Source organism: Actinophytocola sp., assembly GCF_036378875.1.
In the GTDB taxonomy this organism is placed as follows: domain Bacteria; phylum Actinomycetota; class Actinomycetes; order Mycobacteriales; family Pseudonocardiaceae; genus Actinophytocola.
The window spans coordinates 11,193-24,462 of sequence record NZ_DASUVO010000171.1 but is presented as its reverse complement, the minus strand read 5'-3'; the positions used below and the strand labels follow the sequence as shown (position 1 = coordinate 24,462).

Here is a 13,270-nt window from a genome sequence, read left to right as displayed (position 1 = left end):
AATGTCAAGGAAAGTTCCGCTTCGAACGGGCTTCCCCCGACCAATAGGATCAACCCGGTGTTCAAGGTCCACACGGCGCTGTTCGTGGTGAGCGCGGCAGCGGTGCTGGCCTGCGCGGGCCTGTTCGTGCCGGTCCTCGCCGACACCGGTCCCGAACGCGCCGAACCAGTCGCCGCCGGTGCGCGGCCCTCCCCGACGACGACCGCGCCGAGCACCCGTGAGGGGCCTGGTCAGCAGCACTGCCTGATCGGCTCCTGGCAGGTGGTCACCGAGCAGCTGATGTTCAAGTTCTACACCGATGTGGACCCGCTGCCGTTCACGTCCACCGGGGGTCTGCGCTACTACGAGTTCCGCCCGGACGGCACGGCCATCGAGCGGAACGTCAACTTCACCATGGTCGGCAGCTACCGAGGCAACGAGCTGCGGTACGTGCGCAACGGCGAGCGGACGTTCACCTGGTCCGCCACCGACAAGACGATCACCTACCACACGCTCCCCGCCACCTCGCTGGTCTCGGACTACTACGACCAGCGCGGGCGGCTCGACCCTGGGACCGAGCTGCCGAACCCGAACTTCAACGAGACCGACGACATCGCATGCTCCCCCACCCAGACGATCGAGAGCACCACCCGGGAGAGCCGGTACAGCGCGATGTGGACCCGGACGGCGGACTACGGGGTGTACGGGTGAAACGCGCCATCGTGCTCGCCGGCCTGCTGCTCTGCCTCGCCGCGCCGCCGGCTTCCGCGCAGCCCGCCAGCCCCGAGGAGCAGGCCGCCGCCATCGCGCGGCCCGCGATCGTGTTCGTCGAGACGCGGTGGCACGGCTGGGTGCGGGACCGGCGGACCGGCGAGGTGTTCGGCGGGGCCGAGGGGTATCGGTTCACGACCTCGTGCAGTGGTGCGGTGATCAACGGGGACGGCTACGTGTCGACCGCCAGTCACTGCGTGGACCCCGGCGTCGACGGGGGCGGTGGTGGCCTGATCGACATGGCCGTGGCCGAGCTCGCCGCGGTCGGGCGCGTGCGGGACCCGGCCCTCGCCGCCCAGCAGCTCGCCGAGAACGCGACGCTGGAGGGCGCGACGGAGGGCAGCCCGATCGGCCGCGACATCCAGGTCCAGCGGGGCACCGGGAACAAGGACCGGGACGTCGCGCCGGCGCGTGTCGTCGACCTGGCCCCACCGACCGAGGGCGATGTCGCCCTGCTGAAGGTGCCGAGGCGTGGCCTGCCGGCGATCGAGCTGGTGACGGGGGACGTCGCGGTCGGCACCCCGGTCCTCGCCATCGGCTACCCGGGTTCCACCGGCGAGGCGACCGACCCGACGCTGGAGCCGAGCAGCAAGAACGGGCAGGTCTCCAACCAGCGCAGCCAGGACGGCCACCCGTTCTACGAGATCAGCGCGGCCGTCACCCACGGGATGAGCGGCGGGCCGGTGGTCGACATGCGTGGCCGGATCATCGGCGTGGTCAGTCAGCTCTCGCCTGGTGAGACGCAGTCGTTCAACCTGGCCGCGTCCGCCGAGACGCTCGCCGGGCTGCTGCGGGACGCGAACGTCGACGACGCGCTCGGCCCCAACGACCGCAACTACCGGACCGGGCTGTCGGCGTACTTCTCCGACGACTACGACAGGGCCGTCGAGTACCTGGACGCGGTGCTCGACGCCGCGCCAGGACACCCGCAGGCCAGCCGCTATCGGACACTCGCGGTGGAACAGGGCGGCGCGGCCTCCGGCAACGGGGTGCTGGTCGTGCTCGCCGTGGTCTGCGCGGCCGTCGCCCTGCTCGCGGGTGCCGGCGGCATCGCACTCATGGCACGGCGCCGGCGAGCGTTCATGGCCGCGCCGACCCCGCCCTACGGCATCCCGATCCCGCGAGTGTGATTGTGGGCCACACTCGCAGAGTGCTGGTGAAGGTGCTCGTCGGGCTGGTCGTGGCCGTCCTCCTGGTGATCACGCTCGCCTACGTGTTCCAGCGGCGGCTCATCTACCTGCCGACCGGCGGGCCCGTGCCCAGCGCCGATCGGGTGCTGCCCGGCGCTCGGGACGTGCGGTTGACCACGTCCGACGGGCTCACCCTCGGTGCCTGGTTCGCACCGGCGGTCGGCCGGGACCTCGGCTACACGGTCCTGGTGGCCAACGGCAACGGCGGCAACCGCACGCATCGGGCCGAGCTGGCGGCGGCACTGCGTGCCGAGGGCTTCGACGTGCTGTTGTTCGACTACCGGGGGTACGGCGGCAACCCGGGCGACCCGACCGAGGAAGGGCTGGCGCTGGACGCGCGGGCCGCGTACACGTACCTGGTCGACGACCTGCGGATACGCCAGGACAAGCTGATCTACTTCGGGGACAGCCTCGGCGGTGCGGTGCTCAGCGAGCTGGCGGTCGAACGTCCCCCGGCGGCGCTGCTGCTGCGCTCCCCGTTCACCGAGCTGGCCGACACCGCGGCAGAGCACTACCCGTTCCTGCCGGTCCGCCTGCTGCTGAAGGACCGGTTCCCGGTGGTCGAGCACGTGCGGCGGATCCGGGTGCCGACCGCGGTCGTGTACGGCACGGTCGACTCGGTCGTGCCGTCGACGCAGAGCCGGGCCGTCGCGGACGCCGTCGCCGGCCCGGTCACGCGCGTGGAGGTACGGGGCGCCGACCACAACGACCCGGTCCTGTTGGCCGGGTCGCGGGTGGTCGGCGCGGTGGTGAGCCTGGTCAGCTGACTTCGAGCTCGCTGTGCAAGCTCGAGTCGACCAGTTTCTTGCGGTGGGCATACGCGGCGCGGCGCTCGCCCTCGTCCAGGCCGCCCCAGATGCCGTAGGGCTCGTAGACGGTGAGCGCGTGGTGACGGCACTCCACGATCACCGGGCAACCGCGGCAGATCTCCTTGGCGCGCGCGACCCGCTGCTCCCGTGCCTGCCCGCGCTCGGCACGAGGGTGGAAGAACATGTCGCTGTTGCGGCCTCGGCACGAGGCCAGCCGCTGCCAGTCCCAACTCTCGGAGATCGGACCGGGCAGCCGGGATACGTCCACCATGGCAGGGCTCCTCCATCACTCACGCTTTGCCTCTTCGCCGTGGTGGTACCCGGGTCGTTCAGGATGCAAACACCTCGCCCGAGCAATGACGGGGTGGTGCGTTGTCGCAGGAAGGGGCCATGATGACCACTGACACGTGGGGAGGGCAGTAGCGATGGCGCGACCGATCTGGAGCGGAGCGATCAACTTCGGTCTGGTGACCATTCCCGTCGAGCTGTACAGCGCGACGGAGGATCACACGATCAGCTTCCGGCAGTTCGAGCGGGGCACCTCGGACAGGATCCGGTACAAGAGGGTCAACGAACGCACGGGCAAGGAGGTGGCGTACTCCGACATCGTCAAGGGCGCTGACCTGGGCGGGGGCGAGTACGTGATCATCGAGCCGGAGGAGCTGGACGCCATCGCGCCCGGCAGGTCCCGGACCATCGACATCAACTCGTTCGTCGAGCTGGACGAGATCGACCCGATCCACTTCCAGAAGACGTACTGGCTGGCGCCGGCCAAGGAGGAGTACGGCAAGTCCTACAGCCTCCTGTTACAGGCCATGGAGAAGACGAACCGGGCCGGGATCGCGTCGTTCGTGATGCGCGGCAAGGAGTACCTGACCGCGGTACGCGCGGGTGACGGGATGCTCGTGCTGAACACCCTGCTGTTCCCGGAGGACATCCGCGACCCGGCGAAGGAGCTCAAGTCGGTCCCGGAGATCACCACCGCGCGAGGCAAGGAGCTCGACATGGCGGTGAGCCTGGTCGAGTCCATGAGCGACGAGTGGCGCCCGGAGGACTACCACGACACCTACACGCAGGAGGTCGAGAAGCTCATCGACACCAAGCGCGAGGGTCGCGAGATCGTCGCCGAGGCGGAACCGTCGGAGCCGACGAAGGTCGTCGACCTGTTCGAGGCCCTGTCGCGCAGCGTGGAGAGCCGCAAGAAGGGCCGCACACCGGAACCGTCCCCGGCACTGGACGACCTGAGCAAGGCCGACCTGGACAAGCTCGCCAAGGAACTGCACGTCAAGGGCCGCTCGAAGATGACCCGCGACGAGCTGGCAAAGGCAGTGGCCGACGCCCAGAAGACGGCGGCCGCCTCATAAGGCACGGTGGCCCGGCACGGGGTGCGCCAGGCCGCGTGAGTCAGGCCCGCTTGTAGAACGGGAGCTTCACCACCGTCACTGGCATGGACTTGCCGCGGATGTCGACCGTGAGCTTCGTGCCTGGCTCGGTCAGCGCCGGTGGGACGTACGCCATGGCGATCGGATGGCCCAGGGTCGGGGACAGGGCGCCGCTCGTGACCGTGCCCACCTGCTTGTCACCGTCGAGGACCGCGTAGCCGTGGCGGGCCGCGCGGCGGCCTTCGCCGATCAGGCCGACCAGCACCTGCTCCACCGCGTCGCCCTGGTCGCGGCGGCGTTCCAGTGCCGCGCGGCCGACGAAGTCGGCGGTCTTGTCGAACTTCACCACTCGGCCCAGTCCTGCGTCGAACGGGGTCATGTCCGAGGTCAGCTCGTTGCCGTACAGGGGCATGCCGGCTTCCAGCCGTAGCGTGTCGCGGCAGGCCAGGCCCGCTGGGAGCAGGAACGGTTCGCCGGCCGTGGACAGGGTCGTCCACACGTCCGTCGCGTGGGGGGACTCCGCGTAGACCTCGAAGCCGTCCTCGCCGGTGTAGCCGGTGCGGGCAAGCAGCACGTCGTCGCCGCCGATGATGGTCGGGACGCAGCCGTAGTAGGGCAGCGACGGCAGGTCCGCGTCGCACACCGCGCCGATGATGTCCACCGCGCGCGGGCCCTGCACCGCGATCAGTGCGCAGGCCGTCGACTGGTCGGCCACCTCGACGGCGAAGCCCTCGGCGCGTGCGTGCAGCTCGTCGGACACCACCGCCGCGTTGGCCGCGTTCGCCACCACCATGTAGTGGTCCTCGCCGATCCGGTAGACCACGAGGTCGTCGAGTACCCCACCCTCGACGTCGCAGATCATCGTGTACCTGGCGCGGCCCGGCTTCACCGCGGACAGCTTGCCGACCAGTGCGTAGTCCAGCGCCCGCCCCGCCTCCGGGCCGGTCAGCTCGATCTCCCCCATGTGGGACAGGTCGAAGATGCCCGCGGCCTCCCGCACCGCCTTGTGCTCGGCCAACTCGCTGCCGTAACGGAGCGGCATCGACCAGCCCGCGAAGTCGGTGAACGACGCACCAAGCTTGGAATGCACCTCGTGCAACGGAGACTGTGTTGACATGGCCACGATCCTGCCCGCTGACAGGCCCGCCCGGTACAACGGGGGTATGCGACGCGCCGTGCTTCTCGCCGCCGGTCTCGCCTACGCCGCGTTCGGTGCGAGCTTCGCGAGCCACACCACGGGTGCGCTGGTCGCGGTGCTGGTCCCAGCGACGGTGGCGCTGGTCGCGGTCCTCGTGCTCAGGCGGCCTCGGGGCACGGTCACCAGGCTCGATCGCACACACCTGCCGTGGCTGGTCTGGCTGGTCGCGTTCGGTGTGTGGGAGCTGGTCGCGTTCGTCCGGAACGATCTCACGATCAGCCTCCTGATGGACCCGGTCCTCGTGATCTACCCGCTGCGGGTGGCGGGCTGGGTGCTGTGGCTCTGGGCCGGCTGGCTGGTCGTTCGGCCGCGAGCGAGCTTGCGCGAGAGCCGATGAGTCTGATCTTCGGTATCGGGTTCGTGGCGCTCGGCGTCATCGGTCTCATTGTGCAACTCGTAGCGCCGACCAAAGCGAAGGAGTTGCTGGAAACGCTGGTGGCCACCCGAGCCGGCCGGATCCTGACGGTTCTCGTCTGGGGCTGGCTCGGGTGGCACTTCCTCGCCCGATGACCTACGGGAACAGCGTCATTCCCGCGTCGGTGCCGATCGCGATCATCTGCTCGTGGGTCAGCGGGGTGAGGGCCGAAGTCGGGTCGTCGCCAGTCTTGACCGAGGTGGCGACGTTCTCGGCCCTGAGGTAGAGCTTGGTGCCGTCCGGGCGCAGCATGTCCACCAGCTTGGTGGTGACGCCGTTCTCCTGCACCGCCGTGTGCTTGATGATGACCTCGCCGTTCGGGCCGGTCACCTCCTCGCAGTACGGCTCGTTGCTCACCTCCACGAAGTCCCGGCAGTTCTCCGCCATGGGATAGAAGGCAGGCCCCATGGAGATGATGATGTTGCCTTTGCCCTCGGGCCCTTCGGTGGTCGCCATCGCGACCATGCCGCCGAACCTGTCACACAGAGGCCGGTCCTCGCCGTCCTTCGTCTGCTCCTGGTGGAACTGGAGCGGCGCGCCCCCCAGGCTCTGCGAGTTGGTCGAGAGCCGCAGGTCCGGCCGCTGCGCCTGGACCACCACGGTCGCTGTCTGGGTGAGCCGGTTGCTCGCCTGGGCGGCCGTCTCCAGGTCGGGGCTTGCGCATCCCTCCGGGGCCTTCGCCTCCGGAACATTCGTGGCCGACCCTTCCGGCGACGGCGACGTCTTCGGCGGCATCGTCTTCGACGACCCCGGCGGTGCCGTCGTCGTCGCCGTCGTGGTGGGCTGGCCGCCCACCCGTGTCGCCTCGCTGCCGTCGCCCTGCGTCATGGTGAACGCGACGGCGCCGCTCGCCACCACGACCGCGATGCCGGCCGCGACCACCGGGTTCGCCACCCGGCGAATCCGGGCCGCGCGGCGACCGCGGGTGATGACCGCGTCCAGGTCGATCGAGGACGGCGGCACCTCCCCGATCGCGTCGTCGAAGATGTTCTTGTTCATTCCCCGCACCTCTCCGTCAGTCGGTCTCGGCTGCTCGAGCGCGCAACGTGTCGAGCCCCCGCGCGGTCTGGCTTTTCACGGTGCCCACCGAGCAGCCGAGGATCTCGGCGGTCTCCTCCACCGAGAGATCGAGATAGAGGCGCAACACCACCGCGGCCCGGCGCCGTGGCGGGAGCCCGTCCAGCAGGTCGAGCAGCTGCGCGCGGCTGACCACGGCGAACTCCGCCGGGGACGGCAGCTCGGGCAGTTCCTCGGTCGGCTGCTCACGGCGCCACGGCCGGCGCTTCTCGTCCAACCACGTGCGCAGCAGGATCTTGCGGACGTAGGCGTCGATGCTCGTCTGCTGGCTGACCCGCGGCCAGTGCCGGTACAGCTTGCTGATAGTGATCGACACCAGGTCATCGGCGGTGTGCCAGTCCCTGCACAGGAGATAAGCGGTACGCCGCATGACCTCCATCCGTGCCGTCACGTACTCCCGGTACGTGTCTTCCTCGGACCGTTTCACCCATGGCCTCCCGTGTGTCGTGCCTCTTACACGGGCTGGAACGCACCCAACGAAAGGCGGGGTTGCTCAGTCCAAGAAAAATCCCCAAGGAAGTTCGAGGCGGTGCGCGGCGAGCAGCTCGGTGTCGGCGAGGAGTTCCCTGGTGGGTCCGTCGGCGACCACGACTCCGTCGTCGATCAGGACACTGCGTGGGCACAGCTGCAACGCGTAGAGCAGGTCGTGGGTGACCATCAGCATGGTGCGGTCGAGCGACAGCATCACCTCTGCCAGCTCGCGGCGGGCGACTGGTTCCAGGTTCGCCGAGGGCTCGTCGAGCACGAGGATCTCCGGGTCGCACGCGAGGACCGTGGCGAGCGCGACGCGGCGGCGCTGCCCACCGGACAGGTGCAGTGGGGACCGGTCGGCGTGTTCGGTCATGCCGACCGCGGCGAGTGCCTCGTGGACCCGCTGGTCCAGTTCCTCGCCGCGCAGCCCGAAGTTGGCCGGCCCGAACGCCACGTCCTCGCGGACGGTCTGCATGAACAGCTGGTCGTCGGGATCCTGGAAGACGATGCCAACGCGGCGGCGGATCTCCCGCAGGTTGGGCTTGGTCACGGGCAGCCCGGCGACCTCGATATGCCCGGCCCCGGCGGTGTGCACGCCGTTGAGGTGCAGGACGAGCGTGGTCTTTCCGGCGCCGTTGGGCCCCAGCACCGCGACCCGCTCACCGGATTCGACCAGCAGGTCGATGCCGTACAGCGCCTGGTGTCCGTCGGGGTAGGCGAAGGCAAGGCCCTTCACCTCGAGCGCCGGGGTCACGGGATCAGTATCGCGACGGCCAGTACCAGGCCGGTGGCGAGTACGGGGGTGAGCCCCGCGAGCCACGTGACGGGGCGAGCGGTGGCGCCGCGGTCGGGCAGGGCGCCGCTCCAGCCTCGGGAGAGCATCGCGAGGTGCACCCGTTCACCACGTTCGTAGCTGCGGATGAACAGTGCGCCGATACCCCGTGCGGTCGCGCCGACCTGCCAGAGGAACCGGGGATCGTGGCCGCGGGAGATCCTGGCGAGCCGCATCCGCCGTGCCTCGGCCGCGATGACCTCCAGATACCGGAGCATCAGCGTGGCGATCGTGGTGAGCACCGCCGGGGTGTGGAGGCGCTGCAGGCCGACGATCAGGTCACGCGGGGTGGTCGTCGCGGCGAGGGTGAGCGAGGTGAGCACGCCGAGGGTGCCCTTGGCGAGGATGTTCCACCCGGCGAGCGCACCCTCCGCGCCGCCGAAGACCGGCATGAGCAGCGCGACCACCACGAACGGCACCTCGATGACGGCCCGCTTCGCGAAGTGCCCCACCGGCACCCGGGCGATCGCCCACACGGTGCTGATGAGCACGAGGTAGAGCCCGAACGCCCAGAACTCCTCCCGAGGGGTGGCCACCACGCAGAGCACGCTGAGCAGAGCCGCGACGATCTTGACCTGGGCGGGCATCCGGTGCACCGGCGAGGTGCCGGGATGGTGGAGGAGGTGGTGGCCGTGGCCGCCGCTCATGGCGCTCTGCCGGTGTCCTGAGGGGCACCGTCAGGACGCTCGGTGGCAGGACGCTTGCGGAGGAACCAGAACAGTCCGCCGGCGACCGCTGCCGTGGCGAGCACCCCCAGTACCCCCGCCACGCCGGTGAAGCGGTCGTCGCCGTCCACGGCGTAGTCCGCGAGCGGGCTGTCCGACAGGTGGTGCTCGCCGGCCAGCTGGGCTATGCAGTTCCCCGTCAGCTGCTCGTTGACCACCTGGCAGCCCTCGAGCGTCGCGCTGTCCAGGCCGTCCGGGTCGGAGTCGGCGAAGTACGAGAACACCCCAGCGCACACCAACGCCACGAGGGCGAATCCGGCGAAGAACTTCCATGGCAGCTTCATGTCCGCACCTCCAGCGGCTTGGCCGTCCCGCGCAGCAGGTGCACGAGGTCCGGGCGAGCGGACGCCACCGCGGTGACGGTCAGCGCGGTGATCACACCCTCGCCGATGCCGATCAACGCGTGCAGGCCGACGATCGTCCCGGTGACGCCGGCGAGTGAGAACGCCGCGTCGCCGCCGATCGCGAACTCCAGCACGAAGCCGAGCGAGGCGAGCACCGTGTTGCAGAACGCGGCGACGAACGCGGTCGTGAACAGGCCGGCCCGGCTCCGCACCGCCAGCGGGCGCAGGGCCACCGCGACGAGGTAGCCGACCGCGGTCCCGATCAGCGCCATGTTCGTGATGTTGGCGCCGAGCGCGGTGAGCCCGCCGTCGGCGAACACGAGGGCCTGCACGGCAAGCACGATGCCGACGCACAGCGCACCCACCCACGGCCCGACCAGGATCGCGGCCAGCGCGCCGCCCAGCAGGTGACCGCTCACGCCCGGCAGGATCGGGAAGTTCAGCATCTGCGTGGCGAACACGAACGCGGCGACCAGTCCCGCCATCGGCGCCGTCCGGTCGTCGAGATCGCGGCGCGCCCCGACCATGGCGGCCGCCATGCCGACCACGGCGATGCCGCCGAAGATGATCGACGTCCGCGCGTTGATCAGCCCGTCGCTCATGTGCATGGCTACGTAGGTGGACACGCCATCAGCCTAGATACCAAACATCGGCAATCACCAGGCACTTGCAACAACGATTTGCGCCTAGGCTGTGTACATGCCCGTCGCCGGCGCGCTGCGTCCTCTCCTGACCAGGGACTACGTGCAGTTCCGCCAGCCGGCGAACGAGGGTATGACGTGGCTCGCCATGCCGTCGACGTCGGTCACCGTGATCATCAACCTGGGTGCGGCGTTCGGCGGCCTGCCGAGGGCGTTCGTCGCGGGGCTCACCGACCACGGCGACGTCGTCGACCAGCGCGGGGAGATCGACTGCCTCGACCTGAAGCTGACACCGCTCGGCGCGTACCGGCTGTTCGGGGTGCCGATGAACGAGCTGACCAACCGGGTGGTCGACCTCGCCGACGTCGCGCGGCTACGCCCGGAAAGCCTCGACGACGACCTGCGCAAGCTCGCCGACCAGGGCCCTGAGCCGGCTCGCGAGGTGGCATGGGCGTGGCAGCGGCTCGCCGCCACCAACGGCAACGCGCTGGTCAACGACCTGGCGGCCGAGGTCGGCTGGAGCAGGCGGCACCTGGTGAACCGGTTCCACGCACAGGTGGGCTTGCCCCCGAAGACCGTCGCGCGGATCATGCGGTTCGAGGAGCTGCTGCGCCGCCTGACCGGCGCACAGCGGTTCGCGGAGGTGGCGGCGGCCTGCGGCTACTACGACCAGGCCCACATGAACCGCGACTTCCGCGAGTTCGCCGGGACCACACCCAGCGAGTACCTCGCGCGGTTCCCATCCGTCCAATACCCATGGGTCCCGGCGACCTAGGTTGGCCATCATGAGCATCTACCCCGCCATCCGCTACGACGACCCGAACGCCGCCGTCGACTGGCTGTGCAAGGCGTTCGGCTTCACCGCGGACCAGGTCTTCCACGACGACGACGGCGTCGTCCAGCACGCCGTGCTCTCCATCGGCACCGGCAAGATCATGGTCAGCGGCCCCCGCGAGGCCGGCTGGCTCGGCGGCGCGGCCGCCACGCCCCTGGCATCGCCGATCAGCCTTTACGTCGTGGTGGACGACCCCGTCGCCCACCACGACCGGGCGGTCGCCGAGGGCGCGACGGTCGTCCTCGATCTCCAGCACATGGACTACGGCTCGCACGAGTACTCGGCCCGCGACGTCGCGGGCAACCTGTGGTCATTCGGCACCTACCAGCCCTGAGGTGCGCTGACCCAGAGCCAGGCCCGGTCGACGAACTCCTTCATCGCCGCGTCGACCAGCGCGACGCGGTCCGCCACGAGCGGCACGTAACCCGGCACGACGACCTCCTGGTGCGGCACGTCGAGCACCAGCACCACCAGGTCGGCCTCGGGGTTGGCGGCCGCGGCGCGCCGCAGCGGTTCGCTGTCCACCAGGCGGCTGATGTTGACGACCAGCGGGCCGGCGAACCCGTTGTCGCCCCGCGCGACCAACCCCGTGCCGACCGACATCCGCAGCCGGATCCGGTCCTGGCAGGCGGCGTTGTCGGCCGCCAGCCGGGTCGCGACCGAGCGCAGAAGCGGTGGCAGCAGCTCGGCGGGGTCCCGGCCGGTCGGCAGGAACACCACCATGCCGTCACCCCACCCGCTGTCGCGGTCCACCTGGTCGAAGTCGTCCCCCACGTCGGCGACCACCGCGCGGAGCAGGGCCTGCAGCCGGACCTCGACGCCTTCCTGCTGCGTCTCCGTGCGTTGCCCGTAGCTCACCACGTCGACCACGAACCCCAACCGCTTCGCCCGCGCGGGCGCGGTGTGCGTGTAGACGTCGTAGCTCACGACAGGGCTCCTGTGGTGGTGACCAGGCCGGCCGCGGTCCCCCGGTCGGCGACCTCGTAGCCGGCCTCCGCCAGTGCCGTCACGAGCGCGGGCCTGAGCCGGCTCTCCAGCACCTTCAGGTAGCGGTCCCGGTCGACCAGCTGGAAGTAGTTCTGCACGTCGGTGTCGGCCGCCAGCTCACGCAGGCTGTGCGCCACGCCGTACATGTCGGGGGTCAGCACTCCGGGCGACCGCCTCTTCGGCCGGATCACCGAGCAGGCCGTGCGCAGCCGGGCGGGCATGGTCAAGGGCAGCGCGAAGAACCGCAGTACCGCCCGCACGACGGGGAGCAGCGGTGAGTCGGGCATCGAGTCGATGGCTCGGTACTCCTTGCGGACCGGCAGGAGCACGCACGGCGTCCACTCGACGTACAGCGTGGTGTCGCTGACCGCGAGGTGCAGGAACACGGACACCACGAAGTCCCGGTGCCACGTCTCGACCTGGACCCGCAGGTAGTACCTGGCCCATTCGAGGGGCCTGTCCCGGAGCTCCCGTACCCGTTGCCCCCTTAGCAACGGGTACGGGGCGACCGTCGGCTCGGCGAGGAAGTCCTTCGCCTGCCCGAGGTTGTCGATCAGCTCGTCCGCGGCGACCACGACCTGCGCGGTGACGCGCAGTTCGGCGAACCGCCCGCCGGGACTCAGGTGCGCGGCGTTTCGCAGCGCGTCCATCTCCTGCTCGACGCGTGCGTACAACCCGGCCGCGCTCAGCGGTGTCACCCGCTTGAGCGCCGGGCACTGGCGCAGCGGCAGGGCGAGCGTCCACTGCCCGTACGGTTCGCCCGCGCCGACGAACACGCGGTGTCCTCTCGCGACGGTCACCGGGGCGGGGACGGGCTTCTCGCCGTTGGCCGCCAGCAGTTCGCCGCTGGTGGGTGGACGCATCCTGGGCCGCGGGTTGAGGTGGCGGCGGAGCTGGGTGAGAAAGTGCCGCGACCCGAACAGGTACACACGCCGTGCCTGTGGCGACAGGATGTCCGGGTGCGGGTCGGGGAGCACGCAGTCGCGCCGGAACCGGTCCACGACATGGCGCCACACCACGAACTCGTCGACGAGCAGCACGGCAAGCAGCAGAACGAGCAGCAGGACCGCGAGTGCCGCGGCCGGACTGCCGTGACCGGTCGAGGCGCCCCCGGTGGCGAACAGGACGACCAGCAGCGCGGCCGCCACCAGAACACCGCCCAGCCACCGCAGGACATACGTCCGGTCGAGCGTGTTTCCCACGACGACGCCGGCGCTGACGAGCACGGTCACGCCGATGATCAGCCACGCCGCCACGAGGCTGATCGACAGCGTGACGAGCACGCAGCAGAACAGGGCGACCAGCACTGTGTCGCGGATCTTGCGACGGGCGCGGGCGGCGACGGCTTCGGCAAGCACGACGCCGGCCCGCACCCCTGCGACGGGCGGCACGGCACGGGTCGGTTCGGTGAGGAACTCATCGATCACCCGGTCCGCGAACCGATCGTCGAGGTGCGCCGCGGCACAGAGGTACCGCGTCGTGTCGTCGCGCTCCGTCGACATGCCCACGCCCCACGTTTGGCCGAACCCGTCGTATTCGACGGTAGCCGTCCGCGTTTTTATCGGGGGCCGTTGTGCGTATTTGTCATTGATATGTCCCACGTTCGGGCCAGCG

18 protein-coding genes are annotated in these 13,270 nt (G+C 70.0%); 8 read left to right on the top strand and 10 right to left on the bottom strand.

Annotated elements, in window-relative coordinates:
* The first annotated feature begins 57 nt into the window (after positions 1 to 57).
* From VF106_RS47960 to VF106_RS47950, 3 genes are read left to right on the top strand one after another with little or no spacing between them, the layout of a single operon-like run.
* A complete protein-coding gene (locus tag VF106_RS47960) occupies positions 58 to 690 on the top strand; it encodes a lipocalin-like domain-containing protein (RefSeq protein WP_330846802.1) in 633 nt (210 codons plus the stop codon).
* Positions 687 to 1,880 carry a trypsin-like peptidase domain-containing protein gene (locus tag VF106_RS47955; RefSeq protein ID WP_330846801.1) on the top strand — a complete coding sequence of 398 codons (1,194 nt, stop codon included), beginning with the start codon at positions 687 to 689 and terminating at the stop codon, positions 1,878 to 1,880. The genes VF106_RS47960 and VF106_RS47955 overlap by 4 nt, the downstream gene beginning before the upstream one ends.
* A 20-nt stretch (positions 1,881 to 1,900) precedes the next feature.
* On the top strand, positions 1,901 to 2,707 hold the full coding sequence (locus tag VF106_RS47950) for an alpha/beta hydrolase (RefSeq protein ID WP_330846800.1): 807 nt from the start codon (positions 1,901 to 1,903) through the stop codon (positions 2,705 to 2,707).
* On the opposite strand, the gene VF106_RS47945 is transcribed toward VF106_RS47950, so the two are convergent.
* On the bottom strand, positions 2,700 to 3,020 hold the full coding sequence (locus VF106_RS47945) for a WhiB family transcriptional regulator (protein ID WP_330846799.1): 321 nt from the start codon (positions 3,018 to 3,020) through the stop codon (positions 2,700 to 2,702). The two genes, VF106_RS47950 and VF106_RS47945, sit on opposite strands and share 8 nt — an antisense overlap.
* A gap of 154 nt (positions 3,021 to 3,174) precedes the next feature.
* Here VF106_RS47945 and ku point away from each other — a divergent pair, with 154 nt between their 5' ends.
* Positions 3,175 to 4,113, top strand: a complete 939-nt coding sequence (ku, locus tag VF106_RS47940; RefSeq protein ID WP_330846798.1) for a non-homologous end joining protein Ku — start codon at positions 3,175 to 3,177, stop codon at positions 4,111 to 4,113.
* A gap of 40 nt (positions 4,114 to 4,153) precedes the next feature.
* Here ku and gcvT read toward each other — a convergent pair whose 3' ends face one another.
* A complete protein-coding gene (gcvT, locus tag VF106_RS47935) occupies positions 4,154 to 5,248 on the bottom strand; it encodes a glycine cleavage system aminomethyltransferase GcvT (protein WP_330846797.1) in 1,095 nt (364 codons plus the stop codon).
* 46 nt (positions 5,249 to 5,294) lie between these two features.
* Here gcvT and VF106_RS47930 point away from each other — a divergent pair, with 46 nt between their 5' ends.
* Both VF106_RS47930 and VF106_RS47925 read left to right on the top strand, forming a co-directional pair.
* Positions 5,295 to 5,666, top strand: a complete 372-nt coding sequence (locus VF106_RS47930; protein ID WP_330846796.1) for a hypothetical protein — start codon at positions 5,295 to 5,297, stop codon at positions 5,664 to 5,666.
* On the top strand, positions 5,663 to 5,839 hold the full coding sequence (locus VF106_RS47925) for a DUF6186 family protein (protein WP_330846795.1): 177 nt from the start codon (positions 5,663 to 5,665) through the stop codon (positions 5,837 to 5,839). The genes VF106_RS47930 and VF106_RS47925 overlap by 4 nt, the downstream gene beginning before the upstream one ends.
* Before the next feature lies 1 nt (position 5,840).
* Here the strand turns inward: VF106_RS47925 and VF106_RS47920 are convergent, their stop codons facing one another.
* The 6 genes from VF106_RS47920 to VF106_RS47895 all read right to left on the bottom strand — a co-directional run bounded on the left by VF106_RS47920 (position 5,841) and on the right by VF106_RS47895 (position 9,819).
* A complete protein-coding gene (locus VF106_RS47920; RefSeq protein WP_330846794.1) occupies positions 5,841 to 6,743 on the bottom strand; it encodes a hypothetical protein in 903 nt (300 codons plus the stop codon).
* Positions 6,744 to 6,759: 16 nt separating this feature from the next.
* Complete coding sequence (locus VF106_RS47915) at positions 6,760 to 7,248, bottom strand: SigE family RNA polymerase sigma factor (protein WP_330846793.1); 489 nt, start codon at positions 7,246 to 7,248, stop codon at positions 6,760 to 6,762.
* A 66-nt stretch (positions 7,249 to 7,314) separates the two neighbouring features.
* Positions 7,315 to 8,046, bottom strand: coding sequence for an energy-coupling factor ABC transporter ATP-binding protein (locus VF106_RS47910; protein ID WP_330846792.1), 732 nt, complete (start codon positions 8,044 to 8,046; stop codon positions 7,315 to 7,317).
* A complete protein-coding gene (gene cbiQ, locus VF106_RS47905; protein WP_330846791.1) occupies positions 8,043 to 8,771 on the bottom strand; it encodes a cobalt ECF transporter T component CbiQ in 729 nt (242 codons plus the stop codon). The genes VF106_RS47910 and cbiQ overlap by 4 nt, the downstream gene beginning before the upstream one ends.
* Positions 8,768 to 9,133 (bottom strand): PDGLE domain-containing protein, encoded by a 366-nt coding sequence (locus tag VF106_RS47900; RefSeq protein WP_330846790.1) that lies wholly within the window; start codon positions 9,131 to 9,133, stop codon positions 8,768 to 8,770. The genes cbiQ and VF106_RS47900 overlap by 4 nt, the downstream gene beginning before the upstream one ends.
* Positions 9,130 to 9,819, bottom strand: coding sequence for an energy-coupling factor ABC transporter permease (locus tag VF106_RS47895; RefSeq protein WP_330846789.1), 690 nt, complete (start codon positions 9,817 to 9,819; stop codon positions 9,130 to 9,132). The genes VF106_RS47900 and VF106_RS47895 overlap by 4 nt, the downstream gene beginning before the upstream one ends.
* Before the next feature lie 73 nt (positions 9,820 to 9,892).
* On the opposite strand from VF106_RS47895, the gene VF106_RS47890 reads away from it, so the two are divergent.
* Together VF106_RS47890 and VF106_RS47885 are read left to right on the top strand one after the other, a co-directional pair.
* Positions 9,893 to 10,609 carry a helix-turn-helix domain-containing protein gene (locus tag VF106_RS47890; RefSeq protein WP_330846788.1) on the top strand — a complete coding sequence of 239 codons (717 nt, stop codon included), beginning with the start codon at positions 9,893 to 9,895 and terminating at the stop codon, positions 10,607 to 10,609.
* A 10-nt stretch (positions 10,610 to 10,619) separates the two neighbouring features.
* A complete protein-coding gene (locus tag VF106_RS47885) occupies positions 10,620 to 11,003 on the top strand; it encodes a VOC family protein (protein ID WP_330846787.1) in 384 nt (127 codons plus the stop codon).
* Here VF106_RS47885 and VF106_RS47880 read toward each other — a convergent pair.
* Together VF106_RS47880 and VF106_RS47875 are read right to left on the bottom strand one after the other, a co-directional pair.
* Complete coding sequence (locus VF106_RS47880) at positions 10,991 to 11,596, bottom strand: hypothetical protein (protein ID WP_330846786.1); 606 nt, start codon at positions 11,594 to 11,596, stop codon at positions 10,991 to 10,993. The two genes, VF106_RS47885 and VF106_RS47880, sit on opposite strands and share 13 nt — an antisense overlap.
* The gene (locus tag VF106_RS47875; protein WP_330846785.1) at positions 11,593 to 13,158 is read right to left on the bottom strand and encodes an AbeC-like domain-containing protein; all 1,566 of its coding nucleotides are present in this window, start codon (positions 13,156 to 13,158) and stop codon (positions 11,593 to 11,595) included. The genes VF106_RS47880 and VF106_RS47875 overlap by 4 nt, the downstream gene beginning before the upstream one ends.
* Positions 13,159 to 13,270 lie beyond the last annotated feature (112 nt).

Coding starts and splice junctions, on each gene's coding strand:
- VF106_RS47890 (WP_330846788.1), top strand. CDS start 9,893: ATGCCCGTCGCCGGCGCGCTGCGTCCTCTCCTGACCAGGGACTACGTG.
- VF106_RS47920 (WP_330846794.1), bottom strand. CDS start 6,743: ATGAACAAGAACATCTTCGACGACGCGATCGGGGAGGTGCCGCCGTCC.
- VF106_RS47945 (WP_330846799.1), bottom strand. CDS start 3,020: ATGGTGGACGTATCCCGGCTGCCCGGTCCGATCTCCGAGAGTTGGGAC.
- cbiQ (WP_330846791.1), bottom strand. CDS start 8,771: ATGAGCGGCGGCCACGGCCACCACCTCCTCCACCATCCCGGCACCTCG.
- VF106_RS47875 (WP_330846785.1), bottom strand. CDS start 13,158: ATGTCGACGGAGCGCGACGACACGACGCGGTACCTCTGTGCCGCGGCG.
- VF106_RS47925 (WP_330846795.1), top strand. CDS start 5,663: ATGAGTCTGATCTTCGGTATCGGGTTCGTGGCGCTCGGCGTCATCGGT.
- ku (WP_330846798.1), top strand. CDS start 3,175: ATGGCGCGACCGATCTGGAGCGGAGCGATCAACTTCGGTCTGGTGACC.
- VF106_RS47885 (WP_330846787.1), top strand. CDS start 10,620: ATGAGCATCTACCCCGCCATCCGCTACGACGACCCGAACGCCGCCGTC.
- VF106_RS47930 (WP_330846796.1), top strand. CDS start 5,295: ATGCGACGCGCCGTGCTTCTCGCCGCCGGTCTCGCCTACGCCGCGTTC.
- gcvT (WP_330846797.1), bottom strand. CDS start 5,248: ATGTCAACACAGTCTCCGTTGCACGAGGTGCATTCCAAGCTTGGTGCG.
- VF106_RS47900 (WP_330846790.1), bottom strand. CDS start 9,133: ATGAAGCTGCCATGGAAGTTCTTCGCCGGATTCGCCCTCGTGGCGTTG.